Raw genomic sequence first — 26,150 nt, 5'->3', positions numbered from 1 at the left:
CCCACGTCGCTGAGGCCCTCAGCCCGCGAGCGCCCGGTCGTACCGTTCGGCCTTCGCCTCCGCCCGCCTCCGCCCGCGCCGCTTCACGCCCCGGCGGACGCACCGGACGAGCTCCTCGCCGTAGGGCAGGGCCACGAACGTGCCCACCGCCAGCGCGATCCCGGCCAGGTACTTGCCCGGCAGCGGCCGACGGCGCGGGACGAACTTCCAGGCCGTGGGGTCGCCCGCGCCGCCGCGCAGCAAGGACCGCACCTGGTCGGGGTGGAGGCACATCAGGGACGCCAGGGCGGCGAAGGGCAGCGACTCCAGGAAGCTGTGGATGTGCTGCTCCACGGGCTTGACGTCCCGTTCGCTGTCCACGGCCGTGCGGACGTCCCACAGCGCCGTCGCCTCATGGCAGGCCGTCGCGCCGAGCTGCACCGAGAGCAGCAGCGGGTTGACCTCGAAGAGGAGCGTGAGGGCGATCGGGATGCCGACCTCGGTCATCATCAGCGAGTGGATCAGTGATTCCTTGGTGCCGGAGGTGTCCTCGATGCGGGTGCGCCGGTGCATCACCCAGTCGGCCACGCCCGGGATGAACCAGGAGGGCAGCAGCCCGTACATCAGATAGCGGGTCGTGGCGTTCTCCACCGCGACCTCGGACGCCAGGTCCGAGGCGAGGGACGTCCTGGCGGCCAGGGAGGACGCGGTGACCGGGGAACGCCGGGGAACCAGCGGTGACTTGGCCACCAGGGACGTCTTCGAGCTCAGGGAAGCGGCGACGCCGCGCTGACGGAACATGCGCAAGGGTCCTTCCTCATGAAAGGGGAGCGACAAAGACATACATAGAAGAGGGGGCGCCCCTCACAGGACGCGGTACGGGCTCGCCTCCGCCCGGCGGAAGGCCATCCCGTGCCCGGGGGCGCCGTCGGCCCCGGGCCGAATCGTTCCGCCGGTCGGGTCCAGGGCCCCCGAGAACAGCGTCGACTCGATCCGCACGTGGTCGTGGAACCACTCCAGGTGCCGCAGGTTGGGCACGCACGCCGCCACATGGGCGTGCGCGTGGGGCGCGCAGTGCCCCGAGATCTCCAGGCCGTGCGCCTGGGCGACCGCCGCCGCCCGCAGCCAGCCGGTCAGCCCTCCGCAGCGGGTGGCGTCCGCCTGGAGGCAGTCGACGACCCGGGCCAGCCGGCCGAAGTAGGCCGGGTCGTACCCGTACTCGCCCGCCGCGACGTCGCAGCGGCACTGGTCGCGGACGACCGCCAGCCCCTCCAGGTCGTCGGAGGACACCGGCTCCTCGAACCAGGCCACGCCCAGCTCGGCCAGCGCCCCGCCGACGCGTACCGCCTGCTTGCGGCTGTAGGCGCCGTTGGCGTCCACGTACAGGGCGGTCTCCGGGCCGATGGTCTCCCGCGCGTGCCGCACCCGTTCGAGGTCGCGGTGGACCTCCCGGCCCCACGACTCACCGATCTTGATCTTGACGCGGCCGATCCCGTGCCCCCGCACCCAGGTGTCGAGCTGCATCGCCATATGCGTGTCGTGGTACGTGGTGAAGCCGCCCGAGCCGTACACCGGCACGTCCTCCACGACCGCGCCGACCAGCCGGACCAGGGGCAGCCCCAGCAGCCGGGCCTTGAGGTCCCACAGCGCGATGTCCACCGCCGACACCGCGCACCCCAGCAGCCCCTGCCGTCCCGCGTTGCGCACGGCCCGGACCATCGCCTCGTTGGCCCCGGCGACGTCCATGGCCGCGCGCCCCACGACGAGGTCGGCCAGCAGCCCGTTGACGGCCGCGCCCGCCTCCGCGGGGGCGTACGTCCAGCCGGTGCCGGTCACCCCGTCGCAGTGCGCCTCCACGACCACGACCGTGGTGGCGTCCCAGGCGAGCGTGCCGTCGGCCTCGGGGGCGTCGGCCGGGACGGTGAACGCCGCCACGTCCAGCCCCTCGATCCGCCCGCCGGGCTTGCCGTCACCGCCCATCGCCCGTCAGGACTCCTTCTTGTGCCGGTGCGGCAGGAACTCCTGGACCTTCGCCTTGATGCCCTGCCGCACCATCCCGGCCCGGTCCGTGTCGCCCTTGATGATCGACTTGGCCGTCGCCTCGATCTGGTCCCAGTCCGCGTGCGGCGGGATCGGCGGCACCGCCGGGTCCGTCACGAACTCCACCACCGCGGGCCCCGGCGCGGCCAGCGCCTCGCGCCACGCCGGCTCGACGTCCTCCGGCTTCTCGACCTTGACGCCCGTCAGCCCGATCGACCGGGCGAAGTCGGCGTACGGCACGTCCGGCAGCTGCTGCGACGGCAGGAACTGCGGCGATCCGCTCATCGCCCGCATCTCCCAGGTCACCTGGTTGAGGTCGTGGTTGTTCCACACCCCCACCACCAGCCGCGGATCCTCCCATTCCGTACGGTACTTGGCGATCGTGATCAGCTCGGCCAGCCCGTTCATCTGCATCGCGCCGTCGCCCACCAGCGCCACCACCGGCCGGTCCGGATGGGCGAACTTGGCGCCGATCGCGTACGGCACACCGCTGCCCATGGTGGCCAGGGTGCCGGAGAGCGAACCGCGCATCGGCGGGCGCATGCTCACGTGCCGCGCGTACCAGTTGGCCACCGACCCCGAGTCACAGGTGACGATCGCGTCGGACGGCAGCAGCGGCGACAGCGCCCGCGCCACGTACTCCGGGTTGACGGGATCGGCGCTCACCGCCGCCCGGCTCTCCATCACCTTCTTCCAGCGCGCCACGTCCCCCTCCACCTTCCGCTGCCAGTCGCGGTCGGTGGACCGCCGCAGCAGGGGGATCAGGCGCTGGAGGGTGGCGCGCGCGTCGCCGATGAGGTTGACCTCGTACGGGTAGCGCAGCCCGGCCATGTGCGGGTCCAGCTCGATCTGCACGGCCCGCGCGGAGCCGAACTCCGGGAGGAACTGCGAGTAGGGGAAGTTGGAGCCGATGGTCAGCAGCGTGTCGCAGTCGCGCATCAGCTCGTACGACGGGCGGGTGCCCAGCAGGCCGATCGAGCCCGTCACGTACGGCAGGTCGTCACTGAGCACGTCCAGGCCCAGCAGCGCCTTGGCGACGCCGGCCCCCAGCAGGTCAGCGACCTGCTCAACCTCGGCCCGGGCCCCGGCCGCGCCCTGCCCGACCAGCATCGCCGTCCGGTGCCCGGAGTTGAGCACCTCCGCGGCCCGCTCCAGGGCCTCGTCCGACGGCGCCGCCTGCCAGTCGCTGTGGTCGAGGCTGGACGGCACCATCTTGAACGCGTGCCCCGGCGCGCTGTACGGCAGCTCCTGGACGTCGGCGTGCACGATCACCGCCGTCGGCGCCCGCCGGCCCAGCGCCGTGCGCGCCGCCCGGTCCAGGACGTTCGGCAGCTGCTCGGGGACGGTGACGGTCTCCACGAAGTCCGAGGCCACGTCCTTGAGCAGGGTGTGCAGGTCCACCTCCTGCTGGTACGCGCCGCCCATCGCCGTCCGCGCCGTCTGGCCCACGATCGCCAGCACCGGGACGTGGTCGAGCTTCGCGTCGTAGAGGCCGTTGAGCAGATGGATGGCGCCCGGGCCGGACGTGGCGACGCAGACTCCCAGCCGGCCGCTGAACTTGGCGTATCCGACGGCCTCGAACGCCGCCATCTCCTCGTGCCGCGCCTGGATGAAGCGCGGCTGGTCGCCCGCCCGCTCCCAGGCCGCCAGCAGCCCGTTGATCCCGTCGCCGGGATAGCCGAAGACCCGCTCCACGCCCCACTCGCGCAGCCGGGCCAGGATGTGGTCGGAGACCTTCTCAGCCACTGTGTTCCTCTCCGCTCAGTGTCCGCTCAGCCCGCCCGGCCCGCCGCGTCGGCGAGCCGGGGCAGTACCTCGGTCCGGTAGAAGTCGAAGAAGCCCCGCTGGTCGGGGCCGATCTGGTTGACGTGGACCCGGTCGAAGCCGGCGTCCGCGTACGCCCGCAGCGCCGCCACGTGCTCCTCGGGGTCGTTCCCGCAGGTCACCGCCGCGGCCACCCGGTCGGGGGTGACGAGCTCCGCCGCCTGCTCGAAGTGGACCGGCGTCGGCAGCACCTGGTTCAGCTCGCCCGGCAACTGCTCCGCCGCCCACAGCCGGTGCGCGGTGCGCAGCGCCTCGTCCCGGTCGGGACCCCAGCACACCTTGACGCCGCCGGACACCGGCTTGCCCGCGCCGCCGGCCCGCCGGAAGCGGTCGACCGCCGCCGCGTCCGGGCTCATGGTGATCAGCCCGTCGCCGCACCGGCCCGCCACCTCCGTGGCCGCCGGGCCGAACGCCGAGACGTCGATGGGCACCGGCTCGTCCGGAAGCGTGTACAGCCGGGCGTTCTCCACGGTGTAGTGCCGTCCGGCGTGGCTGACCTGACCGCCCTCGAACAGCAGCCGCATCACCCGGACGGCCTCCTCCAGCATCTCCAGCCGGACCGCCGCGCGCGGCCACGGGCCGCCCAGAACGTGCTCGTTGAGCGCCTCGCCGCTGCCCACCCCGAGCCGGAACCGGCCGGGCCCCAGCAGGACGGCGCTGGTCGCCGCCGCGTGCGCGGTGACGACCGGGTGCATCCGTACGGTCGGGCAGGTGACGGCGGTCTCGACGGGCAGGGAGACCGCCTTCGCCAGCGCCCCGATCACCGACCAGACGAACGGGCTGTGCCCCTGCTCGCCGGTCCACGGATGGAAGTGGTCGGAGATCCACAACGACGTGAACCCGGCGTCCTCGGCCATCCGGGCCTGTTCGACGAGGTCCGCGGGGGAGTGCTCCTCACAGGACAGGAAGTAGCCGTAGGTGGGGGCCATGGGGGCGGACACTCCCTCCTCGTCCGGGACCGTCGTGCTCAGACCGGACGGGTAACCCGGCGGTGCCGTGCCGAAACCTCGCCCCGGTGGCAGGTGTCGTCGTCCGGTGGCGGAGACTCGCCCCCATGACCCATCACGACGAGCAGCCGCTGGCCGGCGGGAACGTCAGCGGGGGCGTCGTCCGCGTCGGCGATACCGTCCGCCGCCCCGCCGGCCCCTGGACCCCCGCCGTCCACGCCCTCCTCACCCATCTGCACGCGGCCGGCTTCACCGCCGCCCCGCGTCCCCTCGGCATCGACGACCGGGGCCGCGAGGTCCTGACGTATGTGCCGGGCGACGTCGTCTGGCCGGACCGGTTCGCCCTCCTCGACCCCGAGGCGCGGCTGGCCCGGGTGGGGCGGACCGTCCGCGCGTTCCACGACGCCGTCCGGGACTTCGCCCCGCCGCCGGACGCCCGCTGGCGGACCCTCGTCCCCGCCGACGGCACCGAGATCATCGCCCACCACGACCTGGCCCCCTGGAACCTGGTGACCGACGGCGACGCCGGCTGGGCCTTCATCGACTGGGACACCGCCGCGCCCGGCACCCGCCTCGGGGACCTCGCCTACGCCGCGCACGGCTTCGTCCCGCTCTCGGACCGGCCCGGGATCCGGCGCGCCGACGCCGACGCGGCCCGCCGGCTGCGCGTCCTCGTCGACGCCTACGGCCTCGACGAGCCGGAACGCCGCCGCCTGGTCCCCCTCCTGGCCCAGCGCGCCCGCGCGATGCACGACTTCCTGCGCGACCGCGCCGCCCTCGGCGAACAGCCCTGGGCCCGGATGTGGGCCGAGGGGCACGGCGACGTCTGGCGCACCGACGCGGAGTACACGGAGCGGCGCGCGGCGGAGTGGGAGCGGGCGCTGCTGGACGGGTGAGGAGTGGCGGGACGGGAGAGAAGTGGCGGGACAGGTGAGGAGCGCCGGGACGCATGAGAAGTGGCAGGACGGGTGGAGTGGCGGGACGCGGCATTCCCCCGGCCCGCGTGCCTCGCTAGCATCCCGGACACCCCGCCCACGCCCGGGCCGCCGCGGCCTCGGCCCGCACCCACGGGAGTCCCGCGATGACGTCCCCGCTCCGGCCGCTGCCCGCCGCCGGCCTCCTCGCCCCCGTCCTGCTCGCCCTCCTGGCCCCACCGGCGGTGGCACGGGCGGAGGATCCCGTTCCGCCGGTGACCGGCGGGGAGGAGCGCCACCACGCCGGATCGAGCCTGCCGGAGCCGCAGCTCAGACCGGCGCCCCCGGCGCGGACCGCGGTACGGGGGCTCGACGTGAGCGCGTACCAGGGGGACGTGGACTGGCCCGCCGCCGTCGCGGCGGGAGCCTCCTTCGCCTATGTGAAGGCGACCGAGGGACTGACCTACCGCAACGCGTTCTTCACCCGGCAGTACGACGGCGCCGCCGACGCCGGACTGGTGCGCGGCGCCTACCACTTCGCCCGGCCCGACTCCTCGGACGGTGCCGCCCAGGCCGACGCCTTCCTCGCCGCCGGCGGGGGCTGGCGGGCCGACGGGCGGACGCTGCCCGGGGCCCTCGACATCGAGGGCTACCCCGACGCCGGCGTCCCCGCCTGCTACGGGCTGGACCCGGCCGCCATGACCGCCTGGATCCACGCCTTCGCCGACCGGTACCGGGAGCGGACCGGCCGCTACCCGGCCCTCTACACCAACGTCTCCTGGTGGGCCCGGTGCACCGGCGGCTCCCGGGACTTCGGCGCCACGCTCCCGCTGTGGGTCGCCAACCACAACGGCACCGCCCACCCGCTGCCCGCCGGCTGGTCCACGTACGCGATCTGGCAGACCGCGGACCGCGGCCCGTTCCCCGGCGACCAGGACGTCTTCAACGGATCGCTCCAGGACCTCCGTTCCTTCGCCGACGGCACCTACACCCCGCCCCCGACGGCCGGCTGGCCGCTGCTCGCCCAGGGACAGCGCGGCCCGCAGGTCACCGCGGCCCAGTACCTGCTGAACGCCCGGGGCGCCTCCCTGGACCCGGACGGCGCGTTCGGCCCCGCCACCCGGGACGCCGTCACCGCCTTCCAGCGCTCGGCCGGCCTCGCCGCCGACGGCATCATCGGCCCGAACACCTGGCAGGCCCTCATCCAGACCGTCCGCACCGGCTCCACCGGCCCCGCCGTCCAGGCGGCCCAGCACCTCCTCGTCGCACACGGCTCGGCCCTCGACGTCGACGGCGTCTTCGGAACGGGCACCCGCGACGCGGTCGCCGCCTACCAGACGGCATGGCACCTGGACGCGGACGGCGTGGTGGGCCCGGCGACGTGGCAGGCACTGCTGTCGTGAGACGGGGGCGCCGGGGGAAGGGGGAGCGGGCGGTGGGCAAGGGTGTGCCATCCGGCCCGGCCCGCGTTCGGCTGCATGGCGGGCAGCCGGCGCCGGGGCGAGGCGGCCATGGGCGGCGGCCCGTCAGATGTGCCTGCGCCGGGAGCGGGCCGTGCCGTGGGCCGGCTCGGCGGCTCAGTGGGCGCCGCGGTCTTCCGCGGTACAGATGGGGCGTCAGGCGGGTGAGGTTGGCAGCGGCACGTCCGGTATGGGCGTGACATCGTGGAACTCTCCCGCCCCCATCCGGCTGACCCGGGTCGCGCCCCCGGCCGCCGTGGTCCGTGAGGACTACATCCAAGGCCGCAGCCCGCCCGGGCGCCGGGCCTCATCCGCGGACGCGGGACGGCGGCATAGCGTGCTGCCCGGGGCCGGACCGTCCGCGTAGGAAGAGCAGGGAGAGAACATGAACACCGCCGCACCGGTATCGCTGGTCACGGGCGCCAACCGGGGAATCGGCCGGGAGACCGCGCGTCAGCTCGCCGCGCTCGGGCATACCGTCCTGCTGTGCGCCCGCCGCCGGGAGGACGCCGAGCGGGCCGTCGCCGACCTGGCCCCCGGAGTACCCGGCACGCCGCTGCCCCGCCGGCTGGACGTGACCGACGCCGACGGCGTCCGCGGCCTCGCCCGCAGCGTGGAGGAGGAGTTCGGGCGCCTCGACGTCCTCGTCAACAACGCCGCCGTCAACTACGACACCGCCCGGCGCGCCGCCTCCGTCGACCTCGACGAGGTCCGGCGCACCCTGGAAACCAACCTCTTCGGCGCCTGGCACACCGCGCAGGCGTTCCTGCCGCTGCTGCGCCGCTCGGCCCACCCCCGCCTGGTGAACGTCTCCAGCGAGTCCGGATCCCTGGAGCACATGTCCGGGGGAACCCCGGCCTACGGAGTCTCGAAGGCGGCTCTCAACGCCCTCACCCGCAAGCTCGCCGACGAACTGCGGGCCGAGCGGGTCCTGGTCAACGCCGTCTGTCCGGGCTGGATCGCCACCGACATGGGCGGCCCGGGCGGCGCGCCCGTCGAGCGGGGCGCCGCCAGTGTCGTCTGGGCCGCCACCCTGCCGGATTCCGGCCCCACCGGCGGCTTCTTCCGGCACGGCGAACCCCTGCCCTGGTAGGCGGCCTTGTCCCGGCCGGCGCTCGCGCCCGGCGGTGTGCCGTCAGGTCCGCCCGGACGGGCGCAGTGGCACCTGGACGTGACGGGGGCGAGGGTCGGCGGGTAAGCCCTCCGGGCTCGCCGGACCCCGCCCCGCGCCGCGGTCAGCCCTCCGCTGGCGTGTGCCGGAACCACCGCGCGGCCAGCACCGCCCCCACCGCCGCCAGGACCGCACCGCCGGTGAGAGCCGTGCGCAGATGCGAGGTGGTGACGCCGTCGTGGAAGGCCAGGCCCGCCAGGGCCGTGCCGCAGGCCGCGCCGGCCAGGCGGCCGAAGGAGAGCAGGGAGGAGGCGCGGCCGTGCAGGCTCCGGGGGACGGAGTTGAGGGCCGCGCGGGACGTCGAGGGGAACAGCAGGCCGAGGCCCGCGCCGAGGAGGACGCCGCCGGGCAGCAGCCAGAGGCCGTGCGGCGCGGTGCCGGGCACGGCGTACGCGGCGCAGGCCGCCGCGCAGGCGACGAAGCCGGCGGCGGCCGGGAGCCGTTCGCCGTACCGGTCGGTGAGCCGGCCGGCCACCGGTCCCGCCGCGCCGATGCAGACGGCGACCACCATCGGGGCGAGCGCCGCCCGCAGGACGCCGTAGCCCGCCGCGTGCTGGAGGTACTGCTCGACGAGGTAGAACGAGCCGATCATCACCGCGAAGGTGAGGGCGGCTACGGCGGACGCGCCGCGCACGGCACCCATCGACGGCCGCCCACCCGGGAGCGCCGGCCCTGGCTCCGGCGGCCCGGAGCCCGGTTCCCCCGTGCTCGGCACCGCGGGATCCGGCGTCCCCGCCGGCCCCGGCACCGACGGCTGCCCCGACTCCGCCGCCCCCGGCGCCATTCGGCGGGCCTCCGCCGGGGACCGCGCCCAGCGCAGGACGCACACCGCGGGCGCGAGGCCCAGCGGAAGCAGCGCCCACCAGTTGGCGCGCCACCCCCACACCTCCGTCAGCACCCCGCCCAGCAGCGGACCCACCAGGTTCGACAGCCCCGAGGCCGCCCCCCAGATGCCCAGCGCGGTGCCCCGCCGCTCCGCCGGGAAGCCCGACACCGCCCCGGCCAGCGCCGCCGGGCTGGCCAGCCCCGCGCCCGCGCCCTGGAGCACCCGCGAGCCGACGAGCACCCCGAAAGATCCCGCGAGCGCGCCGGTCAGGGTGCCCGCGCAGAACACCGCCAGCCCGGCCAGGGCCACCGCCCCGGGACCGAACCGGTCCACCAGCCGCCCGCCCGGGAACAACCCCACGGCGTACACCGCGAAGTAGGTGGTCATCAGCCACGCGGCGGTCCCCGCGGAGACGTCGAACGCCGCGCCGACCGACGGCAGCGCGACGGCGACGATCGTCCCGTCGGCCTGGAGCAGCGCGGCGATGGCGGTGTAGACGGCGAGCCGGGTCCAGGCGGTGCGCGGCACGGCGGGGCGCCGCACACCGGCGCTCGCCGCGCCCGCGGTATCGGTCATGCCGGGTCAACTCCCTTGTCAGTCGGCCGGATCCGGAACCACCGTCGTCGCCGTGCGCCGCGCGGGCCACCACGCCTTCTCGCCCAGCAGCCAGGTGACCGCCGGCACCAGCACCACCCGCACCAGGACGGTGTCGAGCAGCACGCCCAGCGCCACCGTGAAGCCGAGCTGGAAGAGCATCACCAGCGGCAGGATCATCAGGATCGAGAAGGTGCCCGCCAGCACCAGGCCCGCGCTGGTGATCACCGACCCGGTGCTGAGCAGGGCGGTGCGCACGGCGGTACGGGTGTCATGGGCGCGGGCGTCCTCCCGGACCCGCGCCATGAGGAAGATGTTGTAGTCGACGCCCAGCGCGACCAGGAAGAGGAACGCGAACGTCGGCATCACCGGGTTGACGCCGTGCTGGCCGAGCAGGTCCCGGAAGACGTACATCGAGATGCCGAGCGCCCCGAAGAACGACACGACGACCGTGGCGATCAGGTAGAGCGGCGCGATCACCGCCCGCAGCAGCGCCACCAGCACCAGCATGATGATGGCGAGGATCAGCGGCACCAGGATCCGCAGGTCGCGGTCGGCGGCGCGCTTGGTGTCGAGCTGCACGGCCGGGTCGCCGCCCACCACCGCCCGTACCCCGGACGGGAGTCCGGAGGACAGCGCGTGCCGGACGTCGGCGACGCGGTCGAGCCCCTTCGCGTCGTACGGGTCGGTGTCGAGGACGACCTGGAGCCGGCCCGCCCGGCCGTCCTCCGACCGGACGGGCTGGGGCGCGACGGAGGCGATGTCCGGCACCGAGCGCACCCGGGCGGCGGCCCCGGCGAGGTCGGCGCCGGACAGCGGGCCGTCGGCGCGCTCCACGACGACCGTCAGGGGCGCGGCGGTTCCGGCGGGGAAGGCGTCGGAGAGGGTCCGGTAGCCGTCGGCGGACGAGGTCGGTTCGCGGAAGGCGTGCAGCAGGCTCATGTCGTCGACGGACCGGGTCAGTCCGGTCGCGCCGGCGGCGAAGAACAGCAGCGTCGCGGCCGTCGCCCACCACGGCCGGCGGAACACCGCCCGCGCGGTGCGCTCCCAGGCCCGGCCCACCGCCCCGGCGTTCCGCGGGCGTTCAGCGGCGGTCCGGGCGGCGCGGCGCAGCAGGGCGCGCGGGCCGATCAGCGCCAGCAGCGCGGGCATCAGCGTGAACGTGGAGAGCAGCACGCTCGCGGTGCCGATGATGCCGACCGGGCCGAGCACCCGGGTGGAGCCGAGGTCGGCGGCGAAGAGGGCGGACAGCGACGCCATCACCGTCAGCCCGCTGAAGAAGACCGTGGGCCACACCCGTCGCACGGCGCGGCGCAGGGCGGGCCAGGGGGCGGACGGGTCCGCCGTCAGCTCCTCCTGGTAGCGGGCGGTCATCAGCAGGCAGTAGTCCGTGCCGGCGCCGAACATCAGGATCAGCATCAGCGACGTGGCCTGGCTGTTGATGAGCAGCCCGGCGTGCGCGGCCAGCGCGTAGACGACGCCGGCGGCCAGGACGTAGGCGAAGCTCACCACCACGAGCGGGACGAACGCCAGCAGCGGGGAGCGGTAGACGATCAGGAGGAGGACGAGGACCAGGACCGCCGTCGCCGCCAGCAGCCGGAAGTCGACGTCGCTGAAGATGGCGATGGCGTCCGCGCTGATCCCGGCCGGTCCGGTGACGTCCGTCGTCACGCCCGACGGCGGGTGGAGTGCGTCGCGCAGCGCGTCGACGGTCTCGCGGACCTTCTTGCCGCCGGTCGCGGTGACCGGGACGACCGTCACGGCCACCGAGCCGTCCGCCGAGACCAGCCCGGGAACCGGCCGGCCGTCGGCGGTGAAGGGGGCGACCGGCGGCTGGGTGCCGGGGACGGTACGCAGCCGCGCGGCCTCGGCGACCACCGCGCCGCGGTCGGCGGCGGTCAGCCCGCCGGGGCGGCGCTGGACGACCAGGGCCGGGCGGGTGTCGCCGTCGGGAAAGCGGTCCTTGAGGAACCGCGAGACCTCGGCGGACGGCGCCGAGCCGGGCAGGAAGGCGGCGGCGTTGTTGCTCGTGACGCTCTGCAGCTTGCCCTGGAACGGGCTGAGCAGGCCGGCCAGCAGCAGCCAGCCGGCCACCACCAGCCAGAGGAGCAGGCGCGGCCGGGCGCGGGAGGAGGGTGGAGCCGGTGGCGCGGTGTTCCGGTGGGGCCTGCTGCTCCGACGCCCGGCCTTCGCTTCGCTACGCACCACATCACCGCATTCGGGGTCTAATCTGGGCCTCGGCTCCGGGGCCTCAACAGTCCCGCCAGATAGTAGACCAAGCGCCAAGGCTTAGACACCTTGTCCAAGGAGTGTGAGTGGACACCGAACGCCCCGATGCGGCGGCCGGCCGTTCCGGTTCCGGATGGAACCGGATGGTCGCCCTGCACAAAGAACAACTGCGCGCCGCCATCGGGGAGGCCGCGGTGCAGATCGCGGCCGAGCAGGGCCTGGCCGGCACCACCATGTCGAAGATCGCGGAACGGGCCGGCGTCTCCCGGGCCACCGCCTACAACTACTTCAAGGACGTCGAGCACGTCCTGCTGTCGGTGGTGAGCGACGAGGTCGACCGGTTCTACGGGCAGTTGCGCGAGCGCCTGGACGGCGTCCACGGCCCCCGGGCCCGGCTGGAGGCGTTCCTGACCGCGCACCTGGAGTACTTCGCGCGGCCCGAACGCCGGTCCGGCGCCCTGCAGTTGCAGGCGCTCGGCATCAGCCCCTCCATACGGGAGCGGATGGCCGCCCACACCGACCGGCTGCGCGCCCTCCTCTCCGAAGTGCTGGAGAACGGCCGGGCCGAGGGCGTCTTCGACGAGCGCGTCAGCCCCGGCCGGCACGCCGAACTCCTGATGCACCTGCTGTCGGCCGCCCGCGGCCAGGTGCTCAAGGGCGACGTGCCGGTCGCGACGCTCGCCGCCGACCTGCTGCTGCTCGTCGAGTCCGGGCTGTGTCAGGACGGCTCCTCCGGGGCGGCCGGGCGGGGGCGCGCGTAACGGAAGACGCAGACGTGGTGCCCGTCCGTCTGCCGGCGCAGGCTCCCGGCGGACATCTCCGGGAAGGCCCGCCGGGTCGCCTCGAAGTCCAGCTCGCAGAGGACGGGCCGCGGCTCGCTCAGCCCGATGTCCTCGGCCGCGGTCAGGCACATGCAGGTGCGGCACACCTCCATGACCACGTCCTCGTCGTCCGTCGAGACGTCGATCGCCTCCTCCAGGAAGCCCATGGCCGCGAACCGGGGAAGGGCCTTGCCGAACCCCTCGGCCAGCGAACACCCCGAGATCAGCGGCCCCATCCGGGCCGCCTGGCGTTCGGGATACCCGTCGAGCAGCACCTCCCGCGCCTCCTCCGGCCCGCGCTCCGCCTCCAGTTCGAGGTACCGGCGCAGCCGGTCGCCGAGCATCCGGCGCGTCTGTGCCCGCTTGTCGGTACCGTCACCGCCCCCGGGGGCCGGGCCGGCCGGTGCCGAGGGGGCCTGGGTCGTGTCGGTCACGCTGCTTCTCCTCGTGTCGGGGGAGGGGGTGGTGGGGGTCGTGGTGCGGGTGCGGGCCGTCGTCCCGCGGGTCTCCGGCCAGGGACGGCGGTCCGGCCGGCCGGTCGTCGTGCGGATACGACGGCCCGGACGGCCGGTCGTCCCGTGCGGGAACGGGCTCGTCCCGCAGAGCGTGGCGTGAGGCCGGGGGTGCGTCCGGTGGGGTCGGGGCGGCGGGGCGTTCGGCGGCCGGCGGCCGTTCCGGGTCCGTGGCCGGTGCCGTCGCCGTCGCGCGGAACGCGCCCTGCCCCCGCGGGCCGGCCGGAGGACACGCGGATCCGTCCCGCGAGCCGGGGGGCGCGGACCGTCCGACGGCACCGTCCGGCCGCCCGGGGGGGCCGGGACGGCTCTCCGGCGGGGGCCGCCGACGGCGCCCCGCGCAGCGCGGTCAGTACCTCCGACGCCGCCCGCCGCGCGTCGCGCACGCACTCGTTGACCGCCACGCCGTGGTACGCGCTGCCCGCCAGATGCAGACCGGGCACACCGGCGACCGCGTCCAGCAGCGCGCGCACCCGTGCGCCGTGGCCCGGCGCGTACTGCGGGATCGCCTCGGGCCAGACGTGGTCGTGCCGGAACTCCGGTTCCGCCGCCGGGCCGAACAGCGTGGTGACGTCGCGGTGCACCGCGGCCACCGCCTCGTCCGGATCCAGTTCCGCGAAGCCGGGGTCCTCGGCGCCGCCCGCGAAGGCGCGCAGCAGGACGCCGTCCGGCGGTGCGCAGTCGGGGAAGACGACGGACGCGTGGACGACGCCGAGGATCCGCGTGGGCTCCGGCGGCACCGTCAGGTAGCCGAAGCCGCGCGGCAGGACGGCCAGGTCGCGCCGCTGGTAGCCGACGGACACCACACGCACCGGCGCGTACCGCACACCCGCCAACGTCGCGGCGGCGCGCGGCAGATGGGGTGTCAGCAGCCGCGCGGCGGCGGGCGCGGGCACGGTGACGACGACGTGGCCGGCGCGGACCGGCTCGTGGCCCGCCGTCTCCACCAGCCAGCCGCCCCCCGGCCCGGGGGCGCGCCGCAGGGCGGTCACCGCCCGGCCCGTCCGCAGCCGCTCGCCGAGCCGCCGCGTCAGGGCGTCCACCAGCACCCGCATGCCGCCGTCGGCGAAGCCGGTCAGCCGCGGGGGCGGCCCCGCGCGGCCCGCGGCGCGGAGCAGCCGGCCGCGCAGGGCGGCCAGCAGCAGGCTGCCGCGGTCGCGTTCGAGCGCCCTGATCCGCGGGAAGGCCGCGTCCAGGCTGGTCGTCCAGGGGTCACCGGAGGTGACGCCGTGCACCAGCGGCGCCGCCAGCAGGGCGGCCGCCCGGGGCCCGAACCGCCGGGTGAGGAAGGCGTGCACGGTCTCCTCGCCGGCCGCCCGGCGGACCAGCGGCTCGGCCAGGACGCGGGCCTTCGCCGCGGGACTGAGCAGCGGGCTGGCGGCGAAGGAGGCGGAACCGAGCGGCAGCGGCAGCAGCCGGCCGCCGCGCAGCAGGAACCGCTCCCGGGCGGCGTCCGCGGCCGGCCGCAGCCGGGGGCCGAGCCCGAGGGCGTCGGCCAGGGTACGGGTGTCGGCGCCGTTGTCGAGGAAGCCGTTGGGGCCCAGTTCGACGGTGTAGCCGTCCGCGCGGTGGCGGGCGATCTTCCCGCCGGCGACGGGCGCCGCCTCCAGGACCGTCACCTCCGCGCCGGGGAGCGCGGAGAGCAGCTCGAAGGCGACGGTCAGCCCGGTGACCCCGGCGCCGACGACGGCGACGCGCGGGCGCTCCCCGGTCACGGCGCCGCGCCGGGCGGAGAAGTCGGCCCGTTCCCGGCCGTGTTGAGCCCGGCCGTGTTGAGCCCGGCCGTGTTGAGCCCGGCCGTGTTGAGCCCGGCCGTGTCGCGCCCGACCGGGTTGAGGATCTCCCGGCACGCCGGATCCGCGCACCCCGCGCAGCGCAGTCCGAACTGCGGCCCGCAGGGCGCCCCGGCGGCCAGGTGGTCGGCGACCACCTGCGCCATGGCGTCCAGGAACAGCGGGTCGTCATTGGGTGCCGGCGCCCGCCGGAACCGTGTGACACCGGCCTCCGCCGCGGCCTCCGCGAACTCGACGTCTATTTCCGACAGCGTATCCAGATGGTCGGTGGTGAAAATGATTCCCACTATCAGGATATTGCGCCGCCCCTGTTTTCCGAGGGACCGAATGACGGATTCCGTGTTGGGTCCCTGCCATGTCACCGGGCCGACATCGGCCTGAAAACACAGCACGTGCTCCTGGCGGTCGCCGAGCTCGCGCATCACCTCGCGAACGGTTCCCGCCACTTCCTGAAGATAAGGGTCCCCTTTGTTGATCACGCGTTGCGGAAGCGAGTGCGCGCTGAACAGCACCACGACGTCGTCCCGCTCCGATTCCGGGAATTGGGCCAGCCCTTCGCGCACCTTCGCCGCCATGGCCTGCACATACGCCGGATGCGTCGACCAGCGGTCGACGACGCTCCACCGGAAGGCGGCGTCCAGTCGCAGCCGCCGGGCGGACGCCCACAGCTCGTGCAGGCTGGAACCGGTGGTCGAGCACGAGTACTGCGGGTACTGCGGGAACGCCACGACGCGCCGCACCCCGTCCGCCGCCATCCGGCGCAGCGCCTGCGCGCTGCTCGGCTCGGTGTAGCGGAAGGCCAGGTAGAAGCGGTGCGGCGCGGTCTGCGGGCTGAGTACGTCGAGCCGCTTGACCAGCCCCTCACCCTGACGGACCGTCCAGTCGTACAGCGGGGAGCCGCCGCCGATGCCGGCGTAGACCTTCTCCAGCCGAGGGGTGCGCAACCGGGCGATCAGCGGGCCCAGAGTGGACTGCGCGGGGAGTTGGATGATCTCCCGGTCGCTGAACAGGGAGTGCAGAAAAGGGCCGACCTCGCGCAGCGTACGAGGTCCGCCCAGGTTCATCAGGACGACGCCGGTAGGGCTCGGATTCTCATGTTCCATATATCGTCCACCCCCAATCAAGGGGCGATCCTAGACTCGCCCTTGACACTCAAACAAGGCCCCTAACAGACTGGCCGAGGCATGAATTGGGAACTCTGAATAACGGGGGCTGAGCTTCCGGGATGAGTATTTTCCTCGACGCCGCCTCGGGTAAGGACACCCGGCGGGCGCCCATATGGATCATGCGGCAAGCAGGCCGATACCTGCCCGAATACAACGCACTCAAAGAGCGCTACGGCTTCTGGGAGATGTGCCGTAATCCCGAGGTCGCGGCCGAGATCACCATGCTGCCCCTGCGGCGGTTTTCCCTCGACGCGGCGATCCTTTTCAGCGACATCATGACGCCGCTCGCCGACATGGGAGTGGAGATCGAATTCGCCCCCGGCCCGGTGATCACCCGGCCGGTGCGCACCCTCGCCGACGTCCGCCGGCTGCGGGTGCCGGAGCCCGGGGAGACGGCGCCCTTCGTCGCCGACGCCGTCCGCGCCGTGCGCGAGCGCTGCCACGTGCCGCTGATCGGCTTCGCCGGGGCGCCGCTCACCCTGGCCACCTATCTGGTGGACGCGGGCGGGGCCGGCGACGGCCACGCCGGCTTCCGGGTCTGGCTGCACGCCGAACCCGAGGCCGCCCGGCTGCTGCTGGACCGGCTCACCGACGTCACCATCCGCTACCTGCGTCTGCAGATCGCCGCCGGCGCCCAGGCCGTACAGCTCTTCGACAGCTGGGCCGGCTCCCACGCACCCGCCGTCTACGCGGAGTTCGGGCTGCCGCGCACCCGGCGGGTGCTGGCCGCCCTGGACGACCTCGCGGTCCCGCGCATCCACTTCGCGGTCGGCGCCCACCACCTGCTGGACCGGTTCGCGGAGCTGCCCGCCGAGGTCGTCGGCGTCGACTGGCGGACCCCGCTGTCCGCCGCCCGCCGGGCGCTGCCCGGCCGGACCCTCCAGGGCAACCTCGACCCGGCCGTCCTCGTCCACCGCCCCGCGGCCCTGGCCGGCCGGGCACGGGCCGTGCTCCGGGAGGGCCTGGGCGGCCCGCACATCTTCAACCTCGGCCACGGCATCCGCCCGGACACGCCCGTCGGGCACGTCCAGCGCCTCATCGACGTCGTGCACGGGTTCGACCGGCACACGGAGTCCGGCGAAGGCGCGGAGGCGGGCGCGCACGCGGAGGCCGCCGAGGACGGAACAGCCGGCGACGGAACGGCCGGCGACGACGGAAAGGGGGCGCCCGCATGACGACCCGACGGGACCAGGCGCTGGCGCTGATGCTCGACGCGCAGGCCGCGCTGATACGGGCCCTGGAGGAGTGCGACGGCGAGGGCGAGGGCGACGGCCGCTCCCGGTTCACCGCCCACGACTGGGAGCGGCCCGGCGGCGGGGGCGGCTGGGCCCGCGTCCTGGAGGGCGGCGCCGTGTTCGAACGGGCCGGCGTCAACGTGTCGGCCGTCCACGGCGACCGGGTCCCCGACGCCATCACCGACCGCCACGACATCGACCCCGGCGCCGGCTTCTTCGCCACCGGCCTGTCCACCGTCCTCCACCCGCGCAACCCGTGGGTGCCCGCCTTCCACGCCAACTTCCGCTACTTCGAGGTGACGTCGGCCGGAGCCGGACAGGACGTCTGGTGGTTCGGCGGCGGCGCCGACATGACGCCCTCCTACGGCTTCGAGGAGGACGCCCGGCACCTGCACCGCACCCTGAAGGACTGCTGCGACGCCTACGACCCGGACTTCTACCCCCGGGCCAAGGCGAACTGCGACGCCTACTTCTACCTGCCCCACCGGCAGGAGACGCGCGGCGTCGGCGGCATCTTCTTCGACCACCTGCGGCCCGGCGGGCCGGACGGCTGGGACCGCGCCTTCCGCTTCGTCGCCACCGGACTGGACGTCCTGGCCCCCGCCTACTTACCGATAGTCCGCCGGCGCGCCCACACCCCGTACGGCGAACGCGAGCGCCGCTGGCAGCTCCTGCGCCGGGGCCGGTACGTGGAGTTCAACCTCCTCCACGACCGCGGCACCCGGTTCGGCCTGGAGAGCCGCGGCAACACCGAGGCCATCCTCATGTCCCTGCCGCCCACGGCCTCCTGGGGCTTCGACCTCACGCCGGAACCCGGCAGCGAGGAGGAGCGGCTCGCCGAGTTCCTGCGGCCCCGCGACTGGCTGGCCGCCGGCACGGTCGGGGCGGCGCGATGACCGTCCTCGTCACCGGCCTCAGCCACCACACCGCCGCCCACCCGGTGCTGGAACGTTTCGCGCTGACGCGCTCCCAGACTGCGGCGCTGCTGGGCCTGCTGGCCCGCTCGCCGTCCCCCGCCGAGACCGTCGTCCTCGCCACCTGCAACCGCGTCGAGATCTACCTCGAATCCGACCGGCCCGACCGCGCCGCCGACGAGGCCGCCCGCGCCCTCGCCGAGACCACCGGCGCCCCCGCCGCCGACGTCCGCCCCCTGCTCTACACCCACCGGGGCCCCGACGCCGTCGCGCACCTCTTCCGCGTCGTCAGCGGCCTGGACTCGATGGCACTCGGCGAACCCCAGATCCGCGGCCAGGTCCGCGCCGCCTACCGCCTCGCTACCGACCACGGTACGGCGGGCCCGGTCCTCCACGACCTCTTCCAGCACGCCCTGCGCACCGGCAAACGCGTCGAGACCACCACGGGCGTCGCCCACGCGGCCGCCGACCTGGTCGGCGTGGCCCTCGACGCGGCGACGGACCTCCTCGGCCCGCTCCCCGCCCACCCGACGGTGGTCGTCGGCGCCGGAGCCCTCGGCTCCCTGACGGTGGCCGCGCTGCGGCGGGGCGAGTCCGGAACGGCGGGGGAGCTCCCGGGCACGGCGTCCGCCGGGCCGTCAGAGGGTGCCGGAAGCGCCCTGTCCGGCACGGCACTCGGGGCGGCCGAGGACGCGAAGGTGTCCGGAGCCACTGCCGTCGCCGACGGCTCCGGCGCGGCCGGAACGCGCGGCATGCCCGCCGGAGCCGCCGAAGCGGTGACGTCCGGGAGCGCCGGAGGCGCTGGGAGAACCGAGCCGGTCACGGCCGACGTGTTCGTCGGGAGGACCGACGCGGCCGGGATCGCCGGAAACGCCCCGCTTGCAAGGCCACTTGGAGCGGCCGAAGGGCAGGGGGTGTCCTGTGCCGCTGCCGTCACCGACGGGTCCGCCGCGGCTGCGGTCGAAACAGGCGGCGTGCCCGCCGGGTCTGCCCAGGCCGCCGGGCCTGCCCGGGGCGTCAGGCCGGCCGGGGCCGACGAGGCCGCGGGCGGCGCCCGTTCCGCCGGGAGTACCCGCGCGGCCGCCGCCACCGGCGGGATCACCGTCGTCAACCGCGGCCGCGAGGCCGCCGAGCGGCTCGCCGGGCGGTACGGGGTCCGGGCCGCCGGGCTGGACGAGCTGCCCGCGCTGCTCGGGCGCGCCGCGCTCGTCGTCGCCGCGACCGGCGCCGGCACGCCGGTGATCACCGCGGAGCTCGTCGCCGCGGCCCGCGCCGGCGGGCCCGGGCACCCGCTCGTCCTCGTGGACCTCTCGCTGCCGCGCAACGTGGACCCGGCCGCCGCCCGGCAGCCCGGCGTCCGGCTGGTCGACCTGGCCGGCCTGGAGGCCCGGCTGAAGGAGGCGTCGGCGCGGGTGCCGGTGGACGAGGCGCGGCGCATCGTCGCCGAGGAGACGGCCGCGTTCCTGGCCGGCCGCCACCTGGCCACCGTGGCCCCGCTCATCGTCGCCATGCGCAACAACGTGCTGTCCATCGCCGAGGCCGAGGTCGACCGGCTGCTCGGGCGCACCCCGGCCCTCGCCGACCACGTACGCGGCGAGGTCGCGCGCACCGCCCGCCGCATCGCCGAGAAGATCGTCCACCGGCCGACCGTCCGCGTCCGGGAGATGGCCGCGCAGCCGGACGGACACGCCTACGTGGCCGTCGTGCACGACCTGTTCGGCGGGCCGGACCAGCCCGCGCCGCCCGGCCCCGCGGCCGGAGCGGCCGGAAGGGAGACGCCATGACACCGGGGACCCCGGCCACGTACCACCCCGCGGCGGCGGGCCGCGGCGGCGCCGTCGGACGCACCACGCTCCGCATGGGCACCCGGCGCAGCGCCCTCGCCCTGGCCCAGTCGTCCGCCTTCGCCCGCGACCTCGAACGGGCCACCGGCGTCCGGGTGGAGACCGTCGGCATCACCACCGAGGGCGACACCAACAGCGCGCCCCTGACCGCCATGGGCGGCACCGGCGTCTTCGTCCAGGCGGTACGCGCCGCCCTGCGCGCCGGTGACATCGACTTCGCCGTCCACTCCTACAAGGACCTGCCCACGGCCGGGCCGTCGGACGTCGTGGTCGCCGCCGTCCCCGTCCGCGAGGACCCGCGCGACGCCCTCGTCACCGCCGACGGACGCCCGCTGTCCCGGCTGCCGGCCGGTGCCCGCGTCGGCACCGGCTCGCCCCGCCGGGCCGGGCAGCTCGCCGCACTGCGCCCGGGGCTCGTGGTCGTACCGCTGCGCGGCAACGTGGACACCCGGTTGGGGCGGGTGCGGGACGGCCGGCTGGACGCGGTCGTCCTCGCCGCGGCGGGGCTGGCGCGGCTCGGAAGACTCGGAGAGGCGGCCGAGCTGTTCGCTCCCGACCGGATCGTGCCCGCCCCCGCGCAGGGGGCTCTCGCCGTCGAGTGCCGGGCCGACGACGCGGCGGTCGCCCTGTTGCTCGGCTCACTGGACGACGCGGTGACCCGGGCGGCGGTCGATGCCGAACGGGCCGTCCTGGCCGAACTGGAGGCGGGGTGCAGTGCTCCGGTGGGGGCGCATGCTCGGCCGGTGGGCCGGGCTCTCGATCTCTGTGCCGTCATCACCGCGACGGATGGTGGCCGGCGCACCTTCCGCCGGGCCGAGGTTCCGCTCGATCCGGTCGCCGCCGCGGCGGCGGGGCGGGAGCTGGCGCGTGCGTTGCGGAAGGAGTATGAGCGCGGGGCGCGGTAGGGGAGCCCCGGCCCCTCCCCTTCGCCGTTGTCTGGGGCTGCGCCCCAGCCCCCCTGATCGCGGCTTCGCCGCTCGTCCTCAAACTCCCCCAGAGGGGGGACCCCCAACGGGCTGGGTATCGCGGCCGGGCGCACGATTCAGCCCGTCCGGCGCTTGAGGACAACCGCGCGGAGCGCGGTTTGGGGGGGGCGGGGGCGCAGCCCCCGCAAGAAACGGCGAAAGGGCGGGACCGGGGCACACCCCCCGACCCACGACCCACACGCGAACGCGCCAAAGCAGCGACCACCAGGAGGACCCATGCCCGGCCACCCCACCCCCCTCCACCGCCCCCACCGCCTCCGCCGCACCCCCGCCCTGCGCAACCTCGTCGCCGGCACCGGCTGGCACCCCGCCCACCTCGTCCTCCCCCTCTTCGTCAAGGAGGGGATAGCCGAGCCCGCCCCGATCGCCGCCATGCCCGGCGTCGTGCAGCACACCCTGCCGTCGCTCCGCAAGGCGGCGCGGGAGGCGGTGGCCGCCGGGGTGGGCGGGCTGATGGTGTTCGCCGTGCCCGAGCGCAAGGACGCCGTCGGGTCGGCGGCGCTCGATCCGGACGGGATCCTGCAGCGGGCGCTGCGCGAGGTGGCCGGCGAGGTCGGGGACGCGGCCGTGGTGATGAGCGACGTCTGCCTCGACGAGTTCACCGACCACGGCCACTGCGGCGTCCTCACGCCCGACGGCCGGATCGACAACGACGCCACCGTGGAGCGCTACGCCGCCATGGCCGTCCTGCACGCCGAGGCGGGCGCCCACTGTGTCGGGCTGAGCGGCATGATGGACGGCCAAGTCGCCGCCGTCCGTGCCGCGTTGGACGGGACAGGGCAACAGGAGACGGCGATCCTCGCCTACACCGCCAAGTACACGTCCGCCTTCTACGGCCCCTTCCGCGACGCCGTCGAGTGCGACCTGCGCGGCGACCGCGCCACCTACCAGATGGACCCGCGCAACCGCACCGAGGCGCTCCGCGAGCTCGCGCTGGACGAGGCGGAGGGCGCCGACCTGGTCATGGTGAAGCCCGCCCTGTGCTACCTGGACATCCTGCGGACCGTCGCCGACCACGCGCGCGTCCCGGTGGCCGCGTACCAGGTGTCCGGCGAGTACGCGATGGTGGAGGCCGCGGCGGCCCGCGGCTGGATCGACCGGGAGCGGGCCGTCGCCGAGACCCTTACCGCCGTCCGCCGGGCCGGGGCCGACGTCGTCCTCACCTACTGGGCGGTGGAAGCGGCCCGCCGGATGGGCTGACGCACCGCCCATCGGGCGATTCCCGGCGGCATCCGGACGCGGGGCGCCGCCGGGAGAGCGGTCGCCGGTAAGGATGGGCGGGCCCCTGTCGCCGCTCCGCCGCCCGGGCGAGGAGACCGCGTGCACCACCCGCCCCCGGCCGTGAGCGACGTCCCGGCCTCCGCCCCCGTGCTGCGCGTCCGCGGCGTGCGCAAGGCGTACGGCCGCCACCCCGTCCTGCGCGGGATCGACCTCGACCTGCCGGCCGGATGCATGGCCGGGGTCGTCGGCGAGAACGGCTCGGGGAAGACCACGCTGCTCCGCGTCCTCGCCGGGCAGGCCCGGCCGGACCGGGGGACGGTCGAGTGCCCCGGGCCCGTCGGCTACTGCCCGCAGGAGACGGTCCTGAACCCGGCGTTCACGGTGGACCAGCACCTGGAGCTGTTCCACGTCGCGTACCGCCTGCCCGACCCGCGCCGGGCGGACGAACTGCTGGACGCGCTGCGGTTCACGGCCTACCGCCACCACCGCGTCGGCGCCCTCAGCGGTGGCACCCGGCAGAAGCTCAACCTCGTCCTCGCCCTGATGCACGACCCGCCGCTGCTCCTCCTCGACGAGCCGTACCAGGGCTTCGACTGGGAGTCGTACCAGCGCTTCTGGGAGCTGGCCGGTGAACTCCGGGCCGCCGGGCGGTCGTTCCTCGTCGTCTCGCACATCGCCTACGACACCGCCCGCTTCGACCGGCTCTGGCGGCTGGAGGACGGCCGGCTGGCCGACGGCGGACGGCCCGGGCCCGGCGCCGGCCCGGCGGCGGAGGGGTGACGATGCGGCCCACCGCCTGGACGTACTTCTCCACCGCCGCCCGGTTCGCCCTGCTCGAACACGTCCGCAACCGGCTCGCCCTGGTCCTCGTCGTCGTGTTCGTGCCGCTGTGGATCTCCCTCGGGCACGCGGTCGTCGACAGCCACGAGGTCCGCTTCACCCTCCGCGCCACGCACGGGACAGTCACCGCGCACGGCAACGACCTCGGCAACATCACGGGCGCCCTCAACGCGGTCACGCTCATCGTCGGCTTCATGATGTTCTCGGTGACGTTCAGGGCGGCCGGCTTCGACCGGCGGCTGGCGATGGCCGGTTACCCGCGCCGCCACCTCATCGCCGCCAAGTTCGCCGCGCTCGTCGTCGTCGCGGCCGTGACCTGCGCGTACGCGACGTTCTCGGTCTGCCTGTACTGGTCGCCCCGGCGGCCCTGGCTGCTCGCGCTGGCCCTGGTCTGCGGGGCGCTGACCTACGGCGGGCTGGGCGTGATGCTCGGCGCCCTGCTCCGCAGCGAGCTGGCCGGCATGCTCCTGATCATCATGACCAGCATCATCGACGCCGGCCTGCAGAGCCCGCTCGCCAACCCGGTCGCCGACGACGACGCCATCCGCTACCTCCCGTCGTTCGGCGCCATGCAGGTCGCCACGACCGCCGGCTTCCGCGCCGCGCTCCCGCTGCCCTACCTCCTCCTCGGCCCCCTGTGGTTCGCGGGCGCGCTCCTCGTGGCGGCCCTCGCCTTCCACTTCCACACCCGCGACCGCCGGAACACGTTCCCGGACCGGTGAGGGGCGACGGGCGAGGCCCAGGGCGAGGAGACGCGATGGGCGAACCGAGCACCGAGGAGTCCTGGACGCTGACCGTGGGCGTGCTGGACGCGCGCACCAGCGGGCCGGCGCGGCCGGGCGATCCGCCGGGCGTCGGGTTCTAAGCCGACGCCCCCGTACGAGCAGCGAACTCCCTCAGGCCCTGGAGCCGGGCAGGTCCGTACATCAGGTCGGAGGTAAGGGCCCGTAGCGCTGGGCGTCGTACTTCCTGCGGCGCTTCCTGTTCGACGCGTCGCAAGGCGGCGAAGGTCTGCCGGCCATCACCGAGGGCGTGCCACATGCGGGCGGTGTCGGTCCAGGCCCGCGCCCGTCGCTCGGCCGTCGGCAGGCCGGCGAAGTTCAGCCCGGTGACGGCCTTGACGCCCTCGTCGGGCGTTCCCAGCGCGTTGAACACGCCGATCCGGTAGACGTCCACCTGCGCCTGGCTCGCCTCCACGGTGAACAGACCCGGCACCCCTGGCAGCCGCCTGGCGTGCTCCTCCGCCTCTTCCAGCAGCGCGAGCGCCGTGCTGCGGTCCCCGCCTGTGGCAGCCGAGTACGCGGCGGTCAGGAGCAGCGTCGTGCGGACGGCACCCGTGCGGTCCTGTTCGGCGTCCAGCTCCGCGGCCTCCTGGGACAGCAGCCGCACCGCGGACGACCATCGGCCGGACCGGCGCATCGTGATGGCAAGGACCCGCGTCGCCTCACCGATCGGCACCGGGGAACCGCTTGCGCGGGCCGCGGACAGTGCTCGGTCGGCGGCCACCCAGCCCGCGTCGGAGTGCTGTTTCGCGGCCAGCTCGGCGGCGACGACGTACGAGCGGGCCAGAACCCCGCACACCTGCTCCCGCGCCCGGCCGCTCGCCGCGTCACGGCTGGTTTCCGCTGCGGCGAGCAGCCCCGGCAACGCGCGTTCCAGATCGCCGTACCGGGCCGCTCGAAAAGCCGCCAGCGCCCTGGCTGCCCCCTCCGCGAGCCGTGGTAGCGGCATCGGCTCGGCGGGCGGCAATCGAAAGAGCGCGTCGTCCAGGCCGCCGCCCGGTGAGGCGGTTGCCGGTGCCGTCTCGGCGCCGACGACGGCCGTCGCCCCCGCGGCGAGCGCCCCGGGCAGTAGTTTCCTGCGGCGCACCGCATCCTCCTCGTCCGACGGCCGACTCACCGCCACCGTAGCGATCTGCAGCACGTCCGGCACAGCACCACCGCGTAGTCGTTCTTGGGGGATGCCAAGCCTGTCGGCCATGAGCCGCAGCGCGCCCGGGTTCGGGCACATCTTGTTCCGCTCGATCCGGGAGATGGCCGACGCCGAGTATCCGCACGCCTGTCCCAGCTGGGTCTGCGAGAGCCTGAGGTAGCACCGGACGCTACGGATCAACGCACCGAGGTTTTCGCCCATGGGTACCTCCTGTGTGCACCGACGGGACGCCCGACGGTAGCGCCGCCACCGGAAGGACCGGCGAGCTCCCCGGGCAGCGGGGTGTCGGCAGCCAGGTCCGTGTGCAGCCGGGACGTCAACTCGGCCGCCTGGGCAGGCACATGACGGGCCGCCCACCGCTCGACGAGGCCGAGGAAGCCCCGCAGAGCGTCTCGCGCCGACCGCAGGATGCCGGGCAGGTCCGCGACCGGTATCTCGACGGGCCGGGTGGCAGGCGGCTCGGCCGCGAAGCCGCCGTCCGGCCAGAGCCGCACGGCCGCTCCGGCGAGTTCCACGCGCGGCGTCGGATCGTGGCCCAGCCAGGGCGCCTCGCCGTCCGTCAGCCGGGACTCACGGTGACACCGAGGCCGGTGTGGCGGAAGCTCAGGCCGCCGTCGACCGAGATCTCCTCCTCCGCGAGCATCCGGCGGACGAGGGCGGCGGCGTCCGGCGCGGGCGCGTCGTCGTCGGACGCCCCGACGGTGTGCCGGGCCAGGGCCGCCACCGCGCTGCCGACCTCGTCCGGCGTCATCCGGCCGGACAGGGCGAGCGGCCGGTACGGAGGGAGGGCGGCCACCGGCCAGAGGGTGAAACCGGTGGTGTCCGCGGTCTCCAGGACGACGTCGACGATCAGCATGAGGGCAGTCTCCCGTCCCTGTGGCGAACACGCCCGCCCTTTATGC

Annotated in this window: 22 protein-coding genes and 1 pseudogene; 11 read left to right on the top strand and 12 right to left on the bottom strand. The window is 75.0% G+C overall.

Going from position 1 to position 26,150, the window contains the following annotated elements:
- Positions 1-18: 18 nt before the first annotated feature.
- The 4 genes from K7I03_RS04185 to K7I03_RS04170 all read right to left on the bottom strand — a co-directional run bounded on the left by K7I03_RS04185 (position 19) and on the right by K7I03_RS04170 (position 4,772).
- Complete coding sequence (locus K7I03_RS04185; RefSeq protein WP_224347384.1) at positions 19-603, bottom strand: diguanylate cyclase; 585 nt, start codon at positions 601-603, stop codon at positions 19-21.
- Between the two features lie 240 nt (positions 604-843).
- Positions 844-1,959 carry an enolase C-terminal domain-like protein gene (locus K7I03_RS04180; RefSeq protein ID WP_185942085.1) on the bottom strand — a complete coding sequence of 372 codons (1,116 nt, stop codon included), beginning with the start codon at positions 1,957-1,959 and terminating at the stop codon, positions 844-846.
- Between the two features lie 6 nt (positions 1,960-1,965).
- Complete coding sequence (locus tag K7I03_RS04175) at positions 1,966-3,765, bottom strand: thiamine pyrophosphate-requiring protein (protein WP_185942084.1); 1,800 nt, start codon at positions 3,763-3,765, stop codon at positions 1,966-1,968.
- Positions 3,766-3,791: 26 nt separating this feature from the next.
- On the bottom strand, positions 3,792-4,772 hold the full coding sequence (locus tag K7I03_RS04170; RefSeq protein ID WP_185942083.1) for an LLM class F420-dependent oxidoreductase: 981 nt from the start codon (positions 4,770-4,772) through the stop codon (positions 3,792-3,794).
- A 125-nt stretch (positions 4,773-4,897) separates the two neighbouring features.
- Here K7I03_RS04170 and K7I03_RS04165 point away from each other — a divergent pair, with 125 nt between their 5' ends.
- The 3 genes from K7I03_RS04165 (at position 4,898) to K7I03_RS04155 (ending at position 8,257) form a co-directional block, all read left to right on the top strand.
- Positions 4,898-5,686 (top strand): phosphotransferase enzyme family protein, encoded by a 789-nt coding sequence (locus K7I03_RS04165; protein WP_185942082.1) that lies wholly within the window; start codon positions 4,898-4,900, stop codon positions 5,684-5,686.
- A gap of 185 nt (positions 5,687-5,871) precedes the next feature.
- Positions 5,872-7,107, top strand: a complete 1,236-nt coding sequence (locus K7I03_RS04160) for a GH25 family lysozyme (RefSeq protein WP_185942081.1) — start codon at positions 5,872-5,874, stop codon at positions 7,105-7,107.
- Positions 7,108-7,549: 442 nt separating this feature from the next.
- Positions 7,550-8,257 (top strand): SDR family oxidoreductase, encoded by a 708-nt coding sequence (locus tag K7I03_RS04155; protein WP_185942080.1) that lies wholly within the window; start codon positions 7,550-7,552, stop codon positions 8,255-8,257.
- 142 nt (positions 8,258-8,399) lie between these two features.
- On the opposite strand, the gene K7I03_RS04150 is transcribed toward K7I03_RS04155, so the two are convergent.
- Together K7I03_RS04150 and K7I03_RS04145 are read right to left on the bottom strand one after the other, a co-directional pair.
- Positions 8,400-9,737, bottom strand: a complete 1,338-nt coding sequence (locus tag K7I03_RS04150) for an MFS transporter (RefSeq protein ID WP_185942079.1) — start codon at positions 9,735-9,737, stop codon at positions 8,400-8,402.
- Positions 9,738-9,755: 18 nt separating this feature from the next.
- On the bottom strand, positions 9,756-11,960 hold the full coding sequence (locus K7I03_RS04145; RefSeq protein WP_185942078.1) for an MMPL family transporter: 2,205 nt from the start codon (positions 11,958-11,960) through the stop codon (positions 9,756-9,758).
- Between the two features lie 110 nt (positions 11,961-12,070).
- Between K7I03_RS04145 and K7I03_RS04140 the strand changes: the two genes are divergently transcribed.
- Positions 12,071-12,745: a TetR/AcrR family transcriptional regulator gene (locus tag K7I03_RS04140; protein WP_185942077.1), complete on the top strand. Its 675-nt coding sequence runs from the start codon at positions 12,071-12,073 to the stop codon at positions 12,743-12,745.
- Here the strand turns inward: K7I03_RS04140 and K7I03_RS04135 are convergent.
- The 3 genes from K7I03_RS04135 to hemH are packed head-to-tail and all read right to left on the bottom strand — an operon-like array spanning position 12,703 to position 16,213.
- On the bottom strand, positions 12,703-13,239 hold the full coding sequence (locus K7I03_RS04135; protein ID WP_185942076.1) for an L-2-amino-thiazoline-4-carboxylic acid hydrolase: 537 nt from the start codon (positions 13,237-13,239) through the stop codon (positions 12,703-12,705). The genes K7I03_RS04140 and K7I03_RS04135 overlap by 43 nt on opposite strands.
- The gene (gene hemG, locus K7I03_RS04130; RefSeq protein WP_224346865.1) at positions 13,236-15,032 is read right to left on the bottom strand and encodes a protoporphyrinogen oxidase; all 1,797 of its coding nucleotides are present in this window, start codon (positions 15,030-15,032) and stop codon (positions 13,236-13,238) included. The genes K7I03_RS04135 and hemG overlap by 4 nt, the downstream gene beginning before the upstream one ends.
- Positions 15,029-16,213: a ferrochelatase gene (gene hemH, locus K7I03_RS04125; RefSeq protein WP_185942074.1), complete on the bottom strand. Its 1,185-nt coding sequence runs from the start codon at positions 16,211-16,213 to the stop codon at positions 15,029-15,031. The genes hemG and hemH overlap by 4 nt, the downstream gene beginning before the upstream one ends.
- A gap of 122 nt (positions 16,214-16,335) precedes the next feature.
- Between hemH and hemE the strand changes: the two genes are divergently transcribed.
- The 7 genes and pseudogenes from hemE (at position 16,336) to K7I03_RS04090 (ending at position 24,038) form a co-directional block, all read left to right on the top strand.
- Positions 16,336-17,451, top strand: a complete 1,116-nt coding sequence (hemE, locus tag K7I03_RS04120) for a uroporphyrinogen decarboxylase (protein WP_185942073.1) — start codon at positions 16,336-16,338, stop codon at positions 17,449-17,451.
- A complete protein-coding gene (hemF, locus tag K7I03_RS04115) occupies positions 17,448-18,407 on the top strand; it encodes an oxygen-dependent coproporphyrinogen oxidase (RefSeq protein ID WP_185942072.1) in 960 nt (319 codons plus the stop codon). The genes hemE and hemF overlap by 4 nt, the downstream gene beginning before the upstream one ends.
- On the top strand, positions 18,404-20,209 hold the full coding sequence (locus K7I03_RS04110; protein WP_185942071.1) for a hypothetical protein: 1,806 nt from the start codon (positions 18,404-18,406) through the stop codon (positions 20,207-20,209). Before hemF ends, K7I03_RS04110 begins: the two co-directional genes overlap by 4 nt.
- Positions 20,210-20,283: 74 nt before the next feature.
- Entirely contained in the window at positions 20,284-21,174 is an 891-nt protein-coding gene (hemC, locus tag K7I03_RS04105; RefSeq protein WP_224347383.1) for a hydroxymethylbilane synthase, read from the top strand.
- A 297-nt stretch (positions 21,175-21,471) separates the two neighbouring features.
- A complete protein-coding gene (gene hemB / locus K7I03_RS04100; protein WP_185942069.1) occupies positions 21,472-22,455 on the top strand; it encodes a porphobilinogen synthase in 984 nt (327 codons plus the stop codon).
- A gap of 252 nt (positions 22,456-22,707) precedes the next feature.
- Positions 22,708-23,256, top strand: a pseudogene (locus K7I03_RS04095) (ATP-binding cassette domain-containing protein); the annotation flags it as partial.
- A 2-nt stretch (positions 23,257-23,258) separates the two neighbouring features.
- Positions 23,259-24,038, top strand: coding sequence for an ABC transporter permease (locus K7I03_RS04090; RefSeq protein WP_185942068.1), 780 nt, complete (start codon positions 23,259-23,261; stop codon positions 24,036-24,038).
- 139 nt (positions 24,039-24,177) lie between these two features.
- Here K7I03_RS04090 and K7I03_RS04085 read toward each other — a convergent pair whose 3' ends face one another.
- Genes K7I03_RS04085 through K7I03_RS04075 form a run of 3 tightly spaced genes read right to left on the bottom strand, consistent with a single transcriptional unit; the run spans position 24,178 to position 26,104 of the window.
- On the bottom strand, positions 24,178-25,449 hold the full coding sequence (locus K7I03_RS04085) for a helix-turn-helix domain-containing protein (RefSeq protein WP_185942067.1): 1,272 nt from the start codon (positions 25,447-25,449) through the stop codon (positions 24,178-24,180).
- Positions 25,425-25,763, bottom strand: coding sequence for a hypothetical protein (locus tag K7I03_RS04080; protein ID WP_185942066.1), 339 nt, complete (start codon positions 25,761-25,763; stop codon positions 25,425-25,427). The genes K7I03_RS04085 and K7I03_RS04080 overlap by 25 nt, the downstream gene beginning before the upstream one ends.
- A 44-nt stretch (positions 25,764-25,807) precedes the next feature.
- Positions 25,808-26,104: a hypothetical protein gene (locus K7I03_RS04075; protein ID WP_185942065.1), complete on the bottom strand. Its 297-nt coding sequence runs from the start codon at positions 26,102-26,104 to the stop codon at positions 25,808-25,810.
- Between the last annotated feature and the right edge of the window lie 46 nt (positions 26,105-26,150).

The organism is Streptomyces mobaraensis (assembly GCF_020099395.1).
Taxonomy (GTDB): domain Bacteria; phylum Actinomycetota; class Actinomycetes; order Streptomycetales; family Streptomycetaceae; genus Streptomyces.
Note: the sequence above shows the minus strand (reverse complement) of the source record. Positions and strands in the feature narration are given on the sequence as shown.